Here is a 14,958-nt window from a genome sequence, read left to right as displayed (position 1 = left end):
AAGGGCGCCACTTCAACCGGTGCCGAGTGATGTGGCCAGAAGCCTGAGCCCCTCTACGCCCCGGCCAGTTCGCCCTTCCTCTCCTCGATGATCTTTTTCGCCAGATGGTCCGGCACCGGCTGGTAGCCGTGCGCCTTCACGCTGAAGGCCCCCCGGTCGCCCGTCAGCGAGCGCAGGTCGGCGCTGTAGGTCTGCACCTCGGCCTGGGGCACGATGGCGGTGACGGTAATCACGGTGCCGCTGGTGTCCATGCCCTGCACGCGGGCGCGGCGGGTTTGCAGGTCGCTGATCAGGTCGCCGGTAAAGCTGGCGGGCGCCCGCACCTTCAGCTGATACACCGGCTCCAGCAGCCCCGGGCGCGCGCCGTCCAGGGCATTTTTCAGGGCGAGGCTGCCGGCGGTGCGAAAGGCGATGTCGCTGCTGTCCACATCGTGATAACTGCCGTCCAGCACGGTGACGTGGACGTCCTGGAGGGGGTAGCCGGCCAGCGAACCCTTTTGCATGGCGTCCTGCACGCCTTTTTCAATGCTGGGAATGTACTTGCCGGGAATGGCGCCGCCCACCACCGCCGAGCGGAAGGCAAAGCCCTCGCCGGGCTCAATGCGAATGCGGCAGTCGCCGTACTGGCCGTGTCCGCCACTTTGCTTCTTGTGCTTGCCCTGCGCCTCGCACGCGGCATGAATGGTTTCGCGGTAGGGAATGCGCGGCGTGCTGGTCCTGACGTTCACGCCCAGGGCCGCCAGTTTTTCCACGGCGATGCCCAGGTGCATGTCCCCCATGCCAGAGAGCAATTGCTCGCCCGTCTGCGGCTCTCGGCTGTACAGCAGCGTGGGGTCTTCCTCGCGCAGGCGGGCCAGGGCGGCGCCCAGCTTGTCCTCGTCAGCGCGGGTGACGGGGTGGATGGCGAGCGTGTGGGCCGGCTCGGGCAGCCACAGGGGGTCATATTGAATGGGCTGGGCAGGGTCGGCCAGGGTGTCCCCGGCGTGCAGGTCGGGCAGTTTGGTGAGCACGCCAATGCTGCCCGCCGGGAGTTCGTGCACCTCGGTCAGGTCCTTGCCGCCCGGCACATAGAGGTGCATGGGGCGCACATCGGTGCCCTGGGTGGTGTTGCGCACGGGGTCGCCGGGGCGCAGGGTGCCGCTCCACACGCGAATGTAGGCCAGCTTGCCCACAAAGGGGTCCACCGACACCCGCCACACCCGCGCGCTGAAGGGGGCGTCGGGCAGCGGCTCGCGCGTCTGGCCATCCACGCCGGTCAGCGGGCCCCGTTCGCGGGCCGAGCGCAGGCCCTGCACCATCAGGTCCAGCAGCACGTCTATGCCCACGCCGCTCAGGGCGCTCACGGGCAGCACCGGGTACAGGGTGCCCGCGTGCACCGCGCGCCAGAAGGCGGCCTGCAACTCTTCTGGGCCCACCTCCTCGCCTTCCAGATAGCGGGCCATCAGGTCGTTGTCGGTTTCCACAATCGCGTCGGTCAGGGCCTCGCGCGCTTCCCGCAGGGGCGCACTCAGGGCGGGCGGCAGGGCCTGTGGGGGGCTGGCCTCGCCGGTCAGCACGTTCACCACCCCCGCAAACTCCGCGCCCTGGCCCAGCGGCAGCCATGCGGCGGCCACCGGGCCCTTCAGGCTGGCCCTCAGGTCGGCCAGCACGGCAAAAAAGTCGGCGCGCTCGCGGTCCATCTTGTTCACCACAACCAGCCGGGGCATCTCGAAGCGGTCGGCGGTGGCCCACACGCGCTCGGTGCCCACCTCCACGCCGCCCAGGGCACTCACGACGACGGCGGCCGAATCGGCGGCGCGAATCCCGCCGCGAATCTCGCGCACGAAGTCGGCGTAGCCCGGCGTGTCCAGCACCGTCAGGTCGGTGCCCGCGTGGTTCAGGCGCAGCACCCCGGTCTGAATGGAAAAGCCGTGCGCCTTTTCGGCCTCGGTGTGGTCGCTGTGAGCGGTGCCGTCCTCCACCCGCCCGGCGCGCGAAATGGCCCCGCTGCGAAACAGCAGGGCCTCGGCCAGCGTGGTTTTTCCAGCTCCGCTGTGGCCCGCCAGACTGACAACGCGAACAGGCATGAGGATCACCAGACCTTTCCCGGGAAGGCTGCCCCGGGGGCAAAGGAGGGAAAGCCAGCGAACGCACGCCGCAGCGGATGGGGGGTAGTTGGGTGGAGTGTAAGGGTTTTTGGGGGGGTAGATGGCGGAGAGCAGATGGCAGATGGCGCATGGCAGATGGCGGAAGGGGGGTGGTGCGCGCCAGAGGGTCGAGGGGTCGAGCAGTCGAGAAAAGCGAATCCCCTCTCGACTGCTCGACGCCTAGACTTCTCGACCCTCAGCCCTCCACCCCACAACCGACAACCCACGACCCACACCCCACACCCCCCCCGCCCCCTATCCTGACCCCCATGACCCGCGATGAGCCGCCCGCCTACGCCCTGCTGCCCACCCCGGATGGGTCGCGCACGGCCTTCAATGCCCGGTACGGCGAGGCGTATGGGTCGCGGCACGGCGCGGCGGCGCAGGCGCGGCATGTGTTTGTGGAGGGCACGGGCACCCACTGGCACCCCGCGCCCCGGGTGCTGGAGATTGGCTTCGGGGTGGGCGTGAACTTCCGGGCCACGCTGGCCGACACGGCGGCGCGCGGCACGGCGCTGCACTACCGCGCCTACGAATTCGACCCCGCCCCGCGCGAGGTGCTGCGCGCCGTGGCCGAGGGCGGGCAGGGGGCTGAACATCCCGCCTGGGCCGCCCTGCTGGCCGCGTGGCCGGAGACCGGCGGCGCGCAGGGTGAGGTGGAGGTGGAGGCCGGCGGCGTGCGGGTGACCGTCACCTTTGCCGATGTGCTGGCCGCAGACCTGCCCCGAGACTGGGCCACCGCCCTATACCTGGACGGCTTCTCGCCGTCGCGCAACCCGGAGGTCTGGACGCCGGACTTTGTGGCGCGGCTGGCGGGCGCCCTGGCGCCGGGCGGCGTGCTGGGCACCTACAGCGCGGCGGGGCATGTGCGCCGGGCGCTGGCGGCGGCGGGGCTGCGGGCAGAGCGGCGGCCCGGCGCGCCAGGGAAACGGGAATGCCTGCGAGCGGTGCGGGACGTGGAGAGTGGGGCGTGGGAAGTGGAGGAAGGGCCGCTTTGAACGTCGTGGTGGTGGGGGCGGGCATTGCGGGGGCCTCGGCGGCCTATTTCCTGGCGCGGGGCGGGGCGGCGGTCACCGTGGTGGACGCCGGGGCGCACACCGCCAGCCATGTGCCCAGCGCGCTGGTGAATCCGGTGCGGGGCCAGTCGGGCGGAGTGGACGCGCGGGCGCTGGCGGGCATGGCGTTCACCTGGGCGCTGGTGCGGGAACTGGAAGGCCAGGGGTGGCCTGTTCCCCACGGGCAGGCGGGGGTGCTCCGGCCGGTCCCAGACGAGAGGGCACGTGCCCGCTTTGAACGCAATCTGCCCCCTGACCTGGCGCATAGGTGGCTGAGGCCCGAAGAGTCACCCGAACCGCTGGCTCCTGGCTGGGCGCATGTGCTGTCGCTGCCGCAGGGAGGCTGGGTGGACGGGCAGGCGCTCACCGGGGCGCTGCTGCGCGCTTCGGGGGCGCGGGTGGTGCGGGGGCGGGCGGTGGCCTGGACCAGGCACGAGGTTCAGCTTCTGGACGCCGCCCCCCTGCACGCCGACGCCGTGGTGGTCTGCGGCGGGTCGGTGGGCACGCACTGGGCCGGCGAGGCCGCCACCCACCGCATGGGCACGCTGCTGACCCTAGACCGCGCGGTCACGGGGCAGCCCGTCAGCTTTGGGGCGTATCTGGCCCCGGCGCGGACCGGCGGCGTGCTGGGCGCCACCTTTGAGGCCCCCTCGCCACACTGGCAGCCCGAAACCCTACCCCTCCCCTCGCTGGGCTGGCTACTGGGCAAGGGGCTGGCGCTGAGTGACCTGCGGGGCACTCAGGTCACCGGCCGCTGGACCGGCTCGCGGCTCTCGGGGCTGAAGGCGGGCCCCCAGCCGGACGGGACTTGGCGCCTGGGGGGCCTGGGCAGCAAGGGCTTCCTGCTGGGGCCGCTGCTGGCGCGTGAGCTGGCAGGGCAACTGCTGGCGTCACGCGGCGGGTAACGCGCCACTGCGTGGGGGACGGATGAAGCGTTTCCCACCCCTGGCTTACACTGCTCAGGTTATGGCGACCTACCGCATCTGCTTGATTGAAGGCGACGGCATTGGCCACGAGGTCATCCCCGCCGCCCGCCGCGTGCTCGACGCCGCTGGCTTTAGCGCCGAATATGTGCACGCCGAAGCCGGCTACGAGTACTACCTGGACCACGGCACCAGCGTCCCCCAGGCCACCTACGACGCCGTGGAGAACACCCACGCCACCCTGTTTGGCGCCGCCACCAGCCCCAGCGGCGAGAAACCCGCCGGGTTCTTTGGCGCCATTCGCCACCTGCGCCAGAAGTACGGCCTGTACGCCAACGTGCGCCCCACCAAGACCCGCCCGGTGCCCGGCGCCTACGAAAACGTGGACCTCGTGATTGTCCGCGAGAACACCCAGGGCCTGTACGTGGAGCAGGAGCGCCGCTACGGCGACACCGCCATTGCCGACACCGTGATCACCAAGGACGCCAGCCTGCGCATCGGCAAATTTGCCGCCGAACTGGCCATGAAGCGCGGCAAGCGACTGACGGTGGTGCACAAGGCCAACGTGCTGCCCGTGACCCAGGGCCTGTTCCTGAACACCATTTTGGACCACGCGGCGGGCGTGGACGGCCTGAACACGACCACCATGATCGTGGACAACGCCGCCATGCAGCTGGTGCGCAACCCCCAGCAGTTCGACGTGATGGTGATGACCAACATGTTCGGCGACATCCTGTCCGACCTCGCCGCCGGTTTGGTGGGCGGCCTGGGCATCGCCGCCAGCGGCAACGTGGGCGACCAGTTCGGCATTTTCGAGAGCGTGCACGGCAGCGCGCCCGACATTGCCGGGCAGGGCATCAGCAACCCCACCGCCACCATCCTGGCCGCCGTGTTGATGCTGGACCACATTGGCGACCACGACACCGCCCGCCGCATTGACGCGGCCGTGAACAAGGTCCTGGTCGAAGGCCCCCGCACCCGCGACCTGGGCGGCACCGCCGGCACGGAAGAGTTTACGAACGCAGTGATCAAAGCCCTGGCGTAAGGCCGATCAAAAAGGAGGGAGGCCCGGACGCAAGTGTTCCGGGCCTCCCTCCTTTTCCATCAACTCTTACCCTTCAACCATCAACCTTCTAAGGCCGCTTCAAACTCGCCCAGCAGGTCGCCAATATCCTCAATCCCAATGCTCAGGCGCAGCAGATTCGGCGTGATGCCCAGGCGGCGGCGCTCGGCTTCAGGCAGCGGGCGGTGCGAGGTACCCCAGGGCCACGACAGCGTGGTCACCACGTCCGCGAGGCTGGGGGCCAGGGGAATGCGGCCCGCCAGGGCCTTCACAAAACCGGGCGCGTCCTCGATCTCGGCGCTGAGCATGCCGCCAAACCCATTCGGGAACAGGTCCATCGCCAGGTGAAACTGCGGGTGGTCGCTGAGCCCCGGATGGTACACCGCCTTCACGCGCGGGTGGTTGACCAGCACGTCGGCCACCGCCTGCGCGTTGCCGCTGTGGGCACGCATGCGCAGGCCCAGGGTTTTGAGGCCCTGCAGGGTCATCCAGGCGTCAAAGGCGCTCATCGTGCCGCCCAGGCGCAGCAAGCGGGTGCGGGCCTGGGCGATCAGGTCGGCGCGCCCACACGCCACGCCCCCGAAGGCGGTGCTGTGCCCGCTGAGGTACTTGCTGACCGAGTGCGTCACCAGATCGGCGCCGTGTTCGGCAGGCCGCAGCATGGCGGGGCTGGCAAAGGTGTTGTCCACGCTCAGCAGGGCGCCGCGTTCGTGGGCCAGCGCCGCCAGGGCCGGCAGGTCCGGCACCGTCATCAGCGGATTGGTCAGGCTCTCCACATGCAGCACGCGGGTGTTCGCCCGGAAGGCGGCGCCCACCTCCTCGTGGTTGCACGCGTCCACAAAGGACACCTCGATGCCCAGGCGAGGAAACTCCTCCTTCAGCAGGGCGTACGTCACGCCGTACACGCGGGCGTCGGTGATGATGTGGTCGCCTGAACGCAGCACCCCCAGCAGCGCCGCGCTGATGGCCGCCATCCCGCTGCCGGCCACCAGGGCGGCCTCGGTGCCTTCCAGGGCGGCCAGGGCGCGTTCCAGCGTGGCGGCGTTGGGCGTGCCGTTGCGGTAGTAGAAGCTGGCCGGTTCTTCACCGCTCATGGCGCGGTCCAGGTCGTCCAGATCGGCAAAGGCGTAGACGGTGCTCTGGTAGATCGGCTCCACCAGCGGCGCCGAGCGGTTCGGGCGGGCCTCCTCGCCCGCGCGGGCGGCCAGGGTGGTCAGGTCAGGGGCAGGCTTGGGGGCGCTCACGCGAGCATTCTAGGGGCGCTTCAGCGTGCGTTTCTCAAGGCCTTTATCCAGGCCGGAAGCTGCTTGAGGGGCAGCACATCAGCGGGCCCCGTCTGACCGTACCGGGTCAGGACGCCGTAGGCCACCGGGCCACTGACCAGCAAGCCCAGGCCGGTGCAGGCCACAGGTGAGTAACGACCGGCAGGCATAGGTGCTCCAGTTCGCCAGTCCTTGCGGGTCAACGCCAGTACCCAGCGTGTACCCACGGGGTACTGGGTGACATACGGGAAAGGCGACATGCCGTCATCACCCCTCACGGTCAGCCGCGTGGCCCCCGGCTGGCCCACATACGTGCCCAGCACCCGCACCTGCATATCCAACACCGAGGGAAACCCGGTGCCGGTCCGGGGCAGATGCCGCTCCACTTCCACCAGCGCGACCACCTCGGCCGCTTTGACCGCCTGATCAAAGGCCTGGAAGACGCAGGACGTCCCCGCCGCCTGCCCAGCCACCCACAAGATTCCCAGCCCCAGCCATCGGCGTTTCATGCACCACCCGTATCAGGCGTCACCTGACGGCGGATGAGCCTCGCCCCTACCGGCCCACAGTCCCTGCCTCTTCAGGGCGGCCACCAGATGCACCTCGCGCGCCTCCATGCTGCCCCCTGCGCCAAAGTAGGCGTTCAGCAGCCGCACCCAGTCGCCGGGCTTGCCTCCCCGCGCGGCAATGGGGTTCATGATCGCCACGGCCTCCTGCAGCTCGGCTTCGGTGCCGTCGCGGTATTCATCGGTGTGAATGACCAGCGGGCGCGGCACGCGGGGGCGCTGGGGCGGCGTTTCGGCCGGGCGGCCCACCGTGAGGCCCGCAAACGGCAGCACGCCGGGGGGCAGCTTGAGCAGGTCCAGAATGCCGTCCAGGCCGTTCAGCACCCCGCCAATCCAGCAGCCCTGGTAGCCCAGCAGTTCGGCGGCGGTCAGCAGGTTGGTGCCGGCCATCACCGCGTCGCCAATGCCGAAGTGCACGGCAATGGCCGGCCAGTGCCCGGGGGTGCGCCCCCCCGTTTCCAGCACCCGCCCGGTGCGCCGCACGTCGGCGCAGACCACAAAGGCTTCCGACGCCGCAGCGATATGCGCGTTCGTGGTCAGCTCGGCCATGCGGGCGCGCACCTCTGGGCGGGTTAGGCGAATCAGGGAATACAGCTGCGCGGTGGCGTCGGTGGGGGCGCGCTGCGCGGCGTGCAGGATGGCTTCCAGGTGTGCGGCGGGCAGCGGCAGCGGCGAGCCGTCCGGGTGCGTTTCGTACTGCCGCACCGTGCGGTGAGCATCGTAAAAGGCGGTGACCTGTTCCGGGGTCAGGGGGTGGGGCGCACTCATGCGGCGCAGGATAGCCCCGGCGATGTGGACGGGCGCCGCGCCGCAGAAGGCCCCCCGAGCGCCAATGCCGTCTTCAGGGCTGGCCCGTCGCCCGAGGGCTCACTCGCCGGGCGCGGTTTCCCCACACGTCCAGCCTCCTCTCAAGCGAGAAGGGGACTCCCAACGCTGCAATTCAGAGTGCAGGGCAAGTCGTCCGGCGCTTCCACTTTCAAACCAAGCTGGGGGCCCGTCCCCCTACCAGCCCTGATCATCCCGGGGGCTCTGGCGGGGCCACGCGCGGCTGCGGTGGCGCTGGCCGTCCGGGGTCACCACCAGCGCCGCGCAGCCGGGCGTCTGATCCACCAGGGCCAGCCCGCTGCGCACGCCCACCACGCCCAGCACCGTGGCCAGGGCCTCGGCAGTGGCGCCGTCGGGGGCCGTGACGGTCAGGCCGGGCACCTGGGGCGCGGGACACCCGGTGCGGGGGTCCACCAGCGGCCGGAACGGGGGCTCGCCCACCGGCTGCCCCGGGCGCGCCGCGCCGCGCATGGCCAGCGCCCCGCCCTGCACGCGCACGCGCGCCAGACACGGGGCGTTGTCCATGGCGGTAAAGGGATCGGCCACCGCCACGGTGACGGGCCCAGGGCCCAGCACCCGCAGGGCCTCGCCCGCGCGGATGGTCACCCGGCGCACCCCCGCCGCCCGCGAGGCCACGGCCGCCGCGCGGTCCACCATGTATCCCCGGGCCAGCGCGCCCAGCGCCAGCGGCGCCCGCGCGTGCAGGGTGGCGCGGCCATCGGCGTGCAGGGTCCACGGGGGCCCCTGCAAAGAGCTGACCAGCCGCTGCACCTCCTGCGGTGGGGGTTCCCGGCCGGCATGCGCCGCGTGGCGCCACAGGTCACTCAGCACCCCAGCGCCCGGGTGCAGGGCGCCCCCACTGCGCACGCGCCAGTGGTCCGCGAGGCGCAGCACCGCCGTCAGGTCCAGGCTGAGGGGCAGCGGTGTTCCTTCAGGGTGCGCCTGCCAGCGTCGCCACTCGCTCTGCGGATCGGTGTCGCCCAGCACGCGCCCCAGGCGCTCCAGTTCACTCAGGGCGTCGTGTTCGGCCTGCTCGGCCTGGGCGCGGCTGGCCGCCACGATCTGCACCTCCAGGGCCGTGTCCAGCAGACGCGTGTACTGGCCCCGCAGCCGGTAAGGCGGCCGCGTGCCCAGTCGCCGCGCCGCCCCCAGCAGCCCGATGAAGGTCACGCCCCTCATTGTGCCCCCCGGAGCCTGCTTTGCGCGAGGGGTGGTGCTGGCCCTGTCCAGAACGCGAGGGGAGGCTGGGCGCGCGGGCGCTGTCTCCACGCGCCCCCAAACGCGGCAGACACGCTTGGCTAGCGCATTCGCGCCTGCACTTACCCGCCCGGCTGGCGGCTGAGCTGCCCGAAAATCAGGGCGATCAGCAGCAGGTCCAGCGCCCAGCTGGCCGGGCGGCGCAGGCGCTCGTCGCGCCGGGCACGCAGCACCTGCAGCCCCAGCCGCAGCAGCAGCAGGCCCCCCACCAGCGCCGGACTGGGCGCGGCGCCGCCCGTGAGCAGCGGCCACAGCAGCAGCAGCGCCAGTACCCCCAGGAGGGCGAAACTCAGCATGGTCAGGGCGTCGGGCCCCGGGCGCGGGGTGGGGTCAGGGGCGCTCATGGGGGTCATTAGAGCAGGTGCGTGGCCCGGAACCAGGACGTGTCGACCAAGTCATCAACTCCAGGCAGACCAGCGTCTGGCTAAGCTACGGGTATGTCTGAGCTCGTGAACTACCGCTATCTCTGGGATGGCTCTGCGCCAGAGTGGGTGATTGCGCATCTCGATCGAAGAGAGTTCTTTCCATTCAACCTTCAGACTGGCCAGGGCATGGCGATTCTTGATGGCGAACCCGGCCTCATGGACAACATCCTGCGCTGCATGCGGGAGGCGGGGCGCCCTCTGCTGAATTACAAGGAGTGGAGCGTGCAGCGCAGCACCGCCTCCGACGTCCTCCGGTCTATTGAGGACCTCTCGAGGAAAGTACAAAAGATCCGAACACACAGCACGCGCGAACTTGGAACGCAGGCCTTGTCCATTACAGCCCCGCTCGCGGGCGTCCGGGCACAGCTTGAAGTGCCACATGACGAAGCAACCTTGCGACAAGCCGCGCGCACGGTCTGGTCCGTGCAGCAAGGCTTGCTTGAATTTTGTCGCGCTCATCACCTCTGAGGGGCAATGTAAAACACGAGGTGCTGGAATAACGGGAGCCACAGGGACCACACTGCTTGTTCTGATTTGGCCGGTCCACCCTACGGGCCCCGGTACACCCGCAACTGGTTCTTGCCCGCGCGTTTGGCCTCGTACATGGCCTGGTCGGCGGCGTGCAGCAGGGCCTCGCGGTCACGGGCCTGCCCCGGGTACAGCGCGCAGCCGCAGCTGGCTCCCACCTGCACGGCCTCTGCGCCCAGCCACACCGTCCCCTGCAGGGCCCCCAGGAGGCGCGCGCCCACCTGCGTGGCCCCGCCTTCGTCCAGGCCGCGCAGCATCACCACAAATTCGTCGCCCGACAGCCGCGCCAGCAGGTCCGATTCGCGCACGCCCGCGCGCAGCCGCCTCGCCACCTCGCGCAGCAACTCGTCACCGGCGGCGTGCCCGAGGGTGTCATTGACCGCCTTGAAGCCGTCCAGGTCCAGAAACAGCAGCGCCAGCGGCTCGGGGCCCGCGCGGCCCAGCGCCTGATCCAGCCCCTCCAGAAACAGCGCGCGGTTGGGCAGGCCGGTCAGCGGGTCGTGGGTGGCCAGGGTGCGCGCGCGGTGCTCGGCCTGCCGCAACTCGGCGTTCAGCTGTTCCAGCTCGGCGCTGCGCCGCCGCTCCAGTTCCGCCTCGCGCTGCAGCAGCGACACCTTGGCCTGCACCGCCAGCACCTTGGCCTTGCGGTCCAGGGTCTGGGCGTGCAGGGCGCGTTCCAGCGTCACATACCGCTTGTGATGGTGCAGCGCGGCTTCAAAGTCGCGCGCCGCTTCGTACTGTTCGGCCAGCGCGGCATGCACCTCGGCCTCGCGTCCGCGCAGCCCGGCGCTCTGGGCCAGCGCCAGGGCTGCGCGCAGGTCGGTCTGCGCGGCCCCCGGGTCGCCCGCGTGGCCGTGCAGCCGGGCGCGGGCCAGCAGGGTGTAGGCCTCGAAATCCTTTTCCTGGCCGGCGCGGTGCAGTTCCAGCGCCGCCTCGCACAGGGGCCGGGCGTCCTCGTGGCGGCCCAGGTCCAGCAGGGTCAGGGTGAGGTAGGTCAGGGCCACGGCCTCGGGCTGGCGCAACCCCAGGGCGCGCAGGGTGGGCAGCGCCGCCTGTCCCAGGGCCAGCGCCTGTTCGGGGTGGCCCAGGTGGTAATGGTCAATGGCGATATTCAGGTCGTTGATGGCACCCTGCAGCGCGGGCATGCCCCCGCCCTCCCCTGCCGCCTGCAGGGCCGCCAGCACCCCCGCCACCCGCTGGTGCAGCGCCAAGGCGTCCTCGTGGTCCTGCAGTTCCCAGGCCATCAGCGCCATGTTGGACAGCACCTTGGCTTCCAGCACCCCGTCCCCGTGCAGCTGCGCCAGTTGCAGGCCGCGCAGGGCGTGTTCCATGCCTTCGGGATAATGGCCCAGGCGAAAATAAGCCACGCTGAGGGCGTTGGCATTGTTGCCCAGCAGATCGGGGAAGTGGGGGTCGGCCAGGGTCTGGGCACGTTCCAGGGCGCTCAGGGCCCCCGGGTAATCCGCACGGTAGATGGCGCTGGCGCCCAGCATGGTCAGGGCCAGCGCCTGGGCGCGGGTGTCCCCCAGGGCTTCGGCCAGCGCCAGGGCCTCGCGGGCCAGTGCGGCGCCCTGCACCGGGTCGCCCAGCTTGCGCTCCTCGGCGGCCACCAGCAGGCGGGCCAGTTCCTGGGCCCCCAGCCCCGACTCGGTCATGGAGCAGTGTGGCAAGCCCGGCCTCTCGGGGCTGTCACGGCGCACACGGGTACGGGGCCTTAAGGCGCGGCGGCCCCAGGCCCCGCGTTACGGCTGAGCCGAGGCCACCTCTACCGCTTCGGCCTCCGCAGCTTCTCCGTCGGCCAGTTCGTGGGCCGGGCTCAGCACCAGCACACTGTTGGGGGGCAGGTTCAGACGCAGGTGGTGGGTCTGGCCGTGCCACCCTTCCTCCTTCGCCAGCAGGTCGGGCTGCTGGGTGCCAAAGCCGCCGTAGTCGCCGTCATCGGTAGAGAGCAGCAGGCGGTAGGCGCCGCCCTGCGGCACGCCCACCGGGTAGCCTTCGCGGTACACCGGGGTCAGGTTGGCCACCACCACGCTCCAGGCCCCCCCCTGCGGATCGCGGCGCACAAAGGCGTACACGCTGCTCTCGGTGTCGTCGGCGCTCAGCCAGAGCATGCCTTCTTCTTTGGTGTCACCCACATGCCAGTCCGGGCGGGTGCGGTACAGGCCGTTCAGGCGCCGCACCAGATTCATCACGCCCCGGTGGTCGGGCACATCGGCCAGGTGCCAGGGCAGCGGGGCGTCGTGGTTCCATTCGGTGGGCTGTGCGAACTCCTGGCCCATGAACAGCAGCTTCTTGCCCGGCGTGGTCCACATCAGGGCCAGAAAGGCGCGGTAGCCGGCGCGCTGGGCATACCAGTCGCCCGGCATCTTGGCCACCATGCTCTTTTTCAGGTGCACCACCTCGTCGTGGCTGATCGCCAGCACAAAGTGCTCACTGGTGCGGTACACGTTGAAAAACGTCAGGGCGTGATGGTGGTGCTTGCGCCACAGCGGGTCCTGCTCGAAGTAGCGCAGGCTGTCGTTCATCCAGCCCATCGCCCATTTGTAGTCAAAGCCCAGGCCAAACGGCGCCGGGGTGGTCACGCCCGGGAACGAGGTGCTTTCCTCGGCAATGATCATGCAGCCCGGGGCCATGTGGTGCGCGACCTCGTTCAGACGCTTGAGAAAGGCGATGGCTTCGAGGTTCTCGCGCCCGCCGTGAATGTTGGGCACCCACTCGGTGCGCGAGAAATCCAGGTACAGCATGCTGGCCACGGCGTCCACCCGCAGGCCGTCCAGGTGAAAGTCCTGCAGCCACTTCAGGGCCGAACCGATCAGGAACATCACGACCTCGTTGCGGCCATAGTCGAAAATGTAGGTGTTCCAGTCCTGGTGAAAGCCCTTGCGGGGGTCGGCGTATTCGTACAGCGGGCCGCCGTCAAAGTGCGCCAGGCCCGCGTTATCGGTGGGAAAATGCCCCGGCACCCAGTCCAGAATCACACCGATCCCCAGGCTGTGCAGGTGGTTGACGAAATACTTGAAGTCCTCGGGGCTGCCCATGCGGCTGGTGGGCGCGTAGTACCCGGTGACCTGATAGCCCCACGAGCCGTCAAAGGGGTGCTCCATGACCCCCAGCAGTTCCACATGGGTGTAGCCCATGTACTGCACGTAGTCGCCCAGGCGGTGGGCAAGGTCGCGGTAATTCATGAACCAGCCGTCGTCGCGCCGCGCCCACGAGGGCAGGTGCACCTCGTAGATGCTGACCGGGCGCTCCAGCCCCGGCTCGCGGGCCCCCATCCAGCGGTCGTCAGTCCAGGTGAACGGCTGGTTCCAGATGATGCTGGCGGTGGCCGGGCGCACCTCGAAAAAGGTGCCGTAGGGGTCCATCTTGTCCTCGGTGCGGCCGTCCTGGGCGGTGATACGGAACTTGTAGCGCTGCCCGTGGCGCGCCGCCGGCACAAAGGCCCCCCAGAAGCCAAAATCCAGGCGCTGCATGGGATGGTCAAAGCCATTGAAGCCGTTAAAGTCGCCGACCACACTCACATGGTGGGCATTGGGGGCCCAGACGCCAAACCGCACGCCCTCTACCCCGTTTTCTGTGGTGGGGTGCGCGCCCAGCAGGTGATCGGGGCGCACGAGGTCCGCCGTGACCAGTTTTTGCAGGTGCCCATGATCCAGCGGAAGCGGTTCACTCATGGGGCAAAGTCTAGCGGCGCCCCGTTCGGGGCCGGCACAATCTGACGGGAAGATAAAGGTGGGGTGCGGGGAGCAGGAGGCGGGAGGCGGTGAGGAGCAGCCGGAGGTTGAGGGGTCAAGGCGTCTAGACGTCGAGGAGGGGCACAACTGCGGCAGCGCGGGTTCTCCCTGCAGCCTAGACTGGCGCGTGCCCCTGCGACTGGACGCCCTGCCCACCGACGCCGCGTTGCCGCTGGTGGGGCAGGTGCTGGGGGCTGACCTGAGCGCACTGGGGCCGCAGCTGAGTGGAGCGTGGGCGGTCTGGTCGCCTGGCGGCGCGCTGTTGGGGGCCCTTGCCCTGCGCCCCTCACCGGCCCACGGGCAGGAGGTGCTGGGCGGCGCCGTGGCTGGTGTTGAGCAACATGAGGCTGCACGGCTTTTGCTCGGGGCGGCGCAGGCGACCGGGCCGCTATATGCCTACGCCGACGAGGCCCTGCTGCCAGCCTCTGCCCTGCAGGCCCTGGGCTGGCGCGAGGTCAGCGCCTACGCCCAGCTCAGTGGACCGTTGCCCGGTGGGCTGCCTTGTGCCCCCGACGGCGTTACCCTGCTGCCCCTGGCCGACCTGTCCAGCCCTTCCCAGCGGCTGGCCGCGCAGCGAACGTATGCCGACCGCATTGGCCATACCTTCGCCACAGAAGCGGACGTGCAGCCGGGCGCAGGGGGCGTGAACGAGGACCTCAGCCGCGTGGCGCTGGCCTCATCCAGCCAACCCCTGGGTATCTGCCGCGCGTGGCTGGACGGGCATGAGCTTGCCGTGGGCAGCCCCGGTGTTCACCCAGACTGGCGCGGCGGCCCGCTGCGCCGCGCCCTGCTGCTGGCGGTGTGTCAGGCCGCGCGGGCGGCAGGTGCCACCACCGTGACCGTGGACACCTGGGGCGACACGCCCGAAGAACGGGCCGACGATCTGGCCCTGGGGCTGAGTGTCATCGCCTTCACGCCGCTTTACGCTTCTGGTCAACCCCCGTCTGCAACACCCTGAGGGGCATCGCCCCAGCTTTCTGGGTAAGGCTGGTGATCATCGACATACGCTGTGTCATACGTGCCCCACCCCATGAGCTCGTAATACTTCGTCATGGCCTGGAAATGGCTGCTGGCCCGGACAGTCCAGATCAAGCGAGCGCCGGGCGATAGAAATTGGCGGGTCTGATCGCCGTGCGCTCCTGCCAAGCAGAAGGTCCACCCTGCACCATCTCCCTATTCCCAGAGCTCATGCAA

13 protein-coding genes are annotated in these 14,958 nt (G+C 69.9%); 5 read left to right on the top strand and 8 right to left on the bottom strand.

Going from position 1 to position 14,958, the window contains the following annotated elements; all coding sequences use genetic code 11:
- Window positions 1–53: 53 nt before the first annotated feature.
- Window positions 54–2,066: an elongation factor G gene (locus K7W41_RS05160; RefSeq protein ID WP_224605386.1), complete on the bottom strand. Its 2,013-nt coding sequence runs from the start codon at window positions 2,064–2,066 to the stop codon at window positions 54–56.
- 329 nt (window positions 2,067–2,395) lie between these two features.
- Here K7W41_RS05160 and mnmD point away from each other — a divergent pair, with 329 nt between their 5' ends.
- The 3 genes from mnmD (at window position 2,396) to K7W41_RS05145 (ending at window position 5,149) form a co-directional block, all read left to right on the top strand.
- Window positions 2,396–3,124: a tRNA (5-methylaminomethyl-2-thiouridine)(34)-methyltransferase MnmD gene (mnmD, locus tag K7W41_RS05155; RefSeq protein ID WP_224605384.1), complete on the top strand. Its 729-nt coding sequence runs from the start codon at window positions 2,396–2,398 to the stop codon at window positions 3,122–3,124.
- Entirely contained in the window at window positions 3,121–4,086 is a 966-nt protein-coding gene (locus K7W41_RS05150; protein ID WP_224605382.1) for an FAD-dependent oxidoreductase, read from the top strand. Before mnmD ends, K7W41_RS05150 begins: the two co-directional genes overlap by 4 nt.
- Window positions 4,087–4,147: 61 nt before the next feature.
- Window positions 4,148–5,149: an isocitrate/isopropylmalate dehydrogenase family protein gene (locus K7W41_RS05145; protein WP_224605380.1), complete on the top strand. Its 1,002-nt coding sequence runs from the start codon at window positions 4,148–4,150 to the stop codon at window positions 5,147–5,149.
- Window positions 5,150–5,229: 80 nt separating this feature from the next.
- Here K7W41_RS05145 and K7W41_RS05140 read toward each other — a convergent pair whose 3' ends face one another.
- From K7W41_RS05140 to K7W41_RS05120, 5 genes are all read right to left on the bottom strand, one after another.
- Window positions 5,230–6,411 carry a trans-sulfuration enzyme family protein gene (locus K7W41_RS05140; protein WP_224605378.1) on the bottom strand — a complete coding sequence of 394 codons (1,182 nt, stop codon included), beginning with the start codon at window positions 6,409–6,411 and terminating at the stop codon, window positions 5,230–5,232.
- A 20-nt stretch (window positions 6,412–6,431) separates the two neighbouring features.
- Complete coding sequence (locus K7W41_RS05135; RefSeq protein ID WP_224605376.1) at window positions 6,432–6,938, bottom strand: hypothetical protein; 507 nt, start codon at window positions 6,936–6,938, stop codon at window positions 6,432–6,434.
- Between the two features lie 12 nt (window positions 6,939–6,950).
- Window positions 6,951–7,763 (bottom strand): nitroreductase family protein, encoded by an 813-nt coding sequence (locus K7W41_RS05130; RefSeq protein WP_224605374.1) that lies wholly within the window; start codon window positions 7,761–7,763, stop codon window positions 6,951–6,953.
- A 234-nt stretch (window positions 7,764–7,997) separates the two neighbouring features.
- Window positions 7,998–8,999 (bottom strand): FAD:protein FMN transferase, encoded by a 1,002-nt coding sequence (locus tag K7W41_RS05125; protein ID WP_224605373.1) that lies wholly within the window; start codon window positions 8,997–8,999, stop codon window positions 7,998–8,000.
- Window positions 9,000–9,139: 140 nt separating this feature from the next.
- Complete coding sequence (locus tag K7W41_RS05120; RefSeq protein ID WP_224605369.1) at window positions 9,140–9,421, bottom strand: hypothetical protein; 282 nt, start codon at window positions 9,419–9,421, stop codon at window positions 9,140–9,142.
- Between the two features lie 93 nt (window positions 9,422–9,514).
- Here K7W41_RS05120 and K7W41_RS05115 point away from each other — a divergent pair, with 93 nt between their 5' ends.
- Window positions 9,515–9,970: a hypothetical protein gene (locus K7W41_RS05115; RefSeq protein WP_224605366.1), complete on the top strand. Its 456-nt coding sequence runs from the start codon at window positions 9,515–9,517 to the stop codon at window positions 9,968–9,970.
- Window positions 9,971–10,050: 80 nt separating this feature from the next.
- Here K7W41_RS05115 and K7W41_RS05110 read toward each other — a convergent pair whose 3' ends face one another.
- Together K7W41_RS05110 and K7W41_RS05105 are read right to left on the bottom strand one after the other, a co-directional pair.
- Window positions 10,051–11,685, bottom strand: a complete 1,635-nt coding sequence (locus K7W41_RS05110) for a GGDEF domain-containing protein (RefSeq protein ID WP_224605363.1) — start codon at window positions 11,683–11,685, stop codon at window positions 10,051–10,053.
- Between the two features lie 87 nt (window positions 11,686–11,772).
- Window positions 11,773–13,704 carry a 1,4-alpha-glucan branching enzyme gene (locus K7W41_RS05105; RefSeq protein ID WP_224605360.1) on the bottom strand — a complete coding sequence of 644 codons (1,932 nt, stop codon included), beginning with the start codon at window positions 13,702–13,704 and terminating at the stop codon, window positions 11,773–11,775.
- Between the two features lie 187 nt (window positions 13,705–13,891).
- Between K7W41_RS05105 and K7W41_RS05100 the strand changes: the two genes are divergently transcribed.
- Window positions 13,892–14,722 (top strand): hypothetical protein, encoded by an 831-nt coding sequence (locus tag K7W41_RS05100; protein ID WP_224605358.1) that lies wholly within the window; start codon window positions 13,892–13,894, stop codon window positions 14,720–14,722.
- Window positions 14,723–14,958: the final 236 nt, after the last annotated feature.

The organism is Deinococcus multiflagellatus, assembly GCF_020166415.1.
GTDB lineage: Bacteria > Deinococcota > Deinococci > Deinococcales > Deinococcaceae > Deinococcus > Deinococcus multiflagellatus.
Note: the sequence above shows the minus strand (reverse complement) of the source record. Positions and strands in the feature narration are given on the sequence as shown.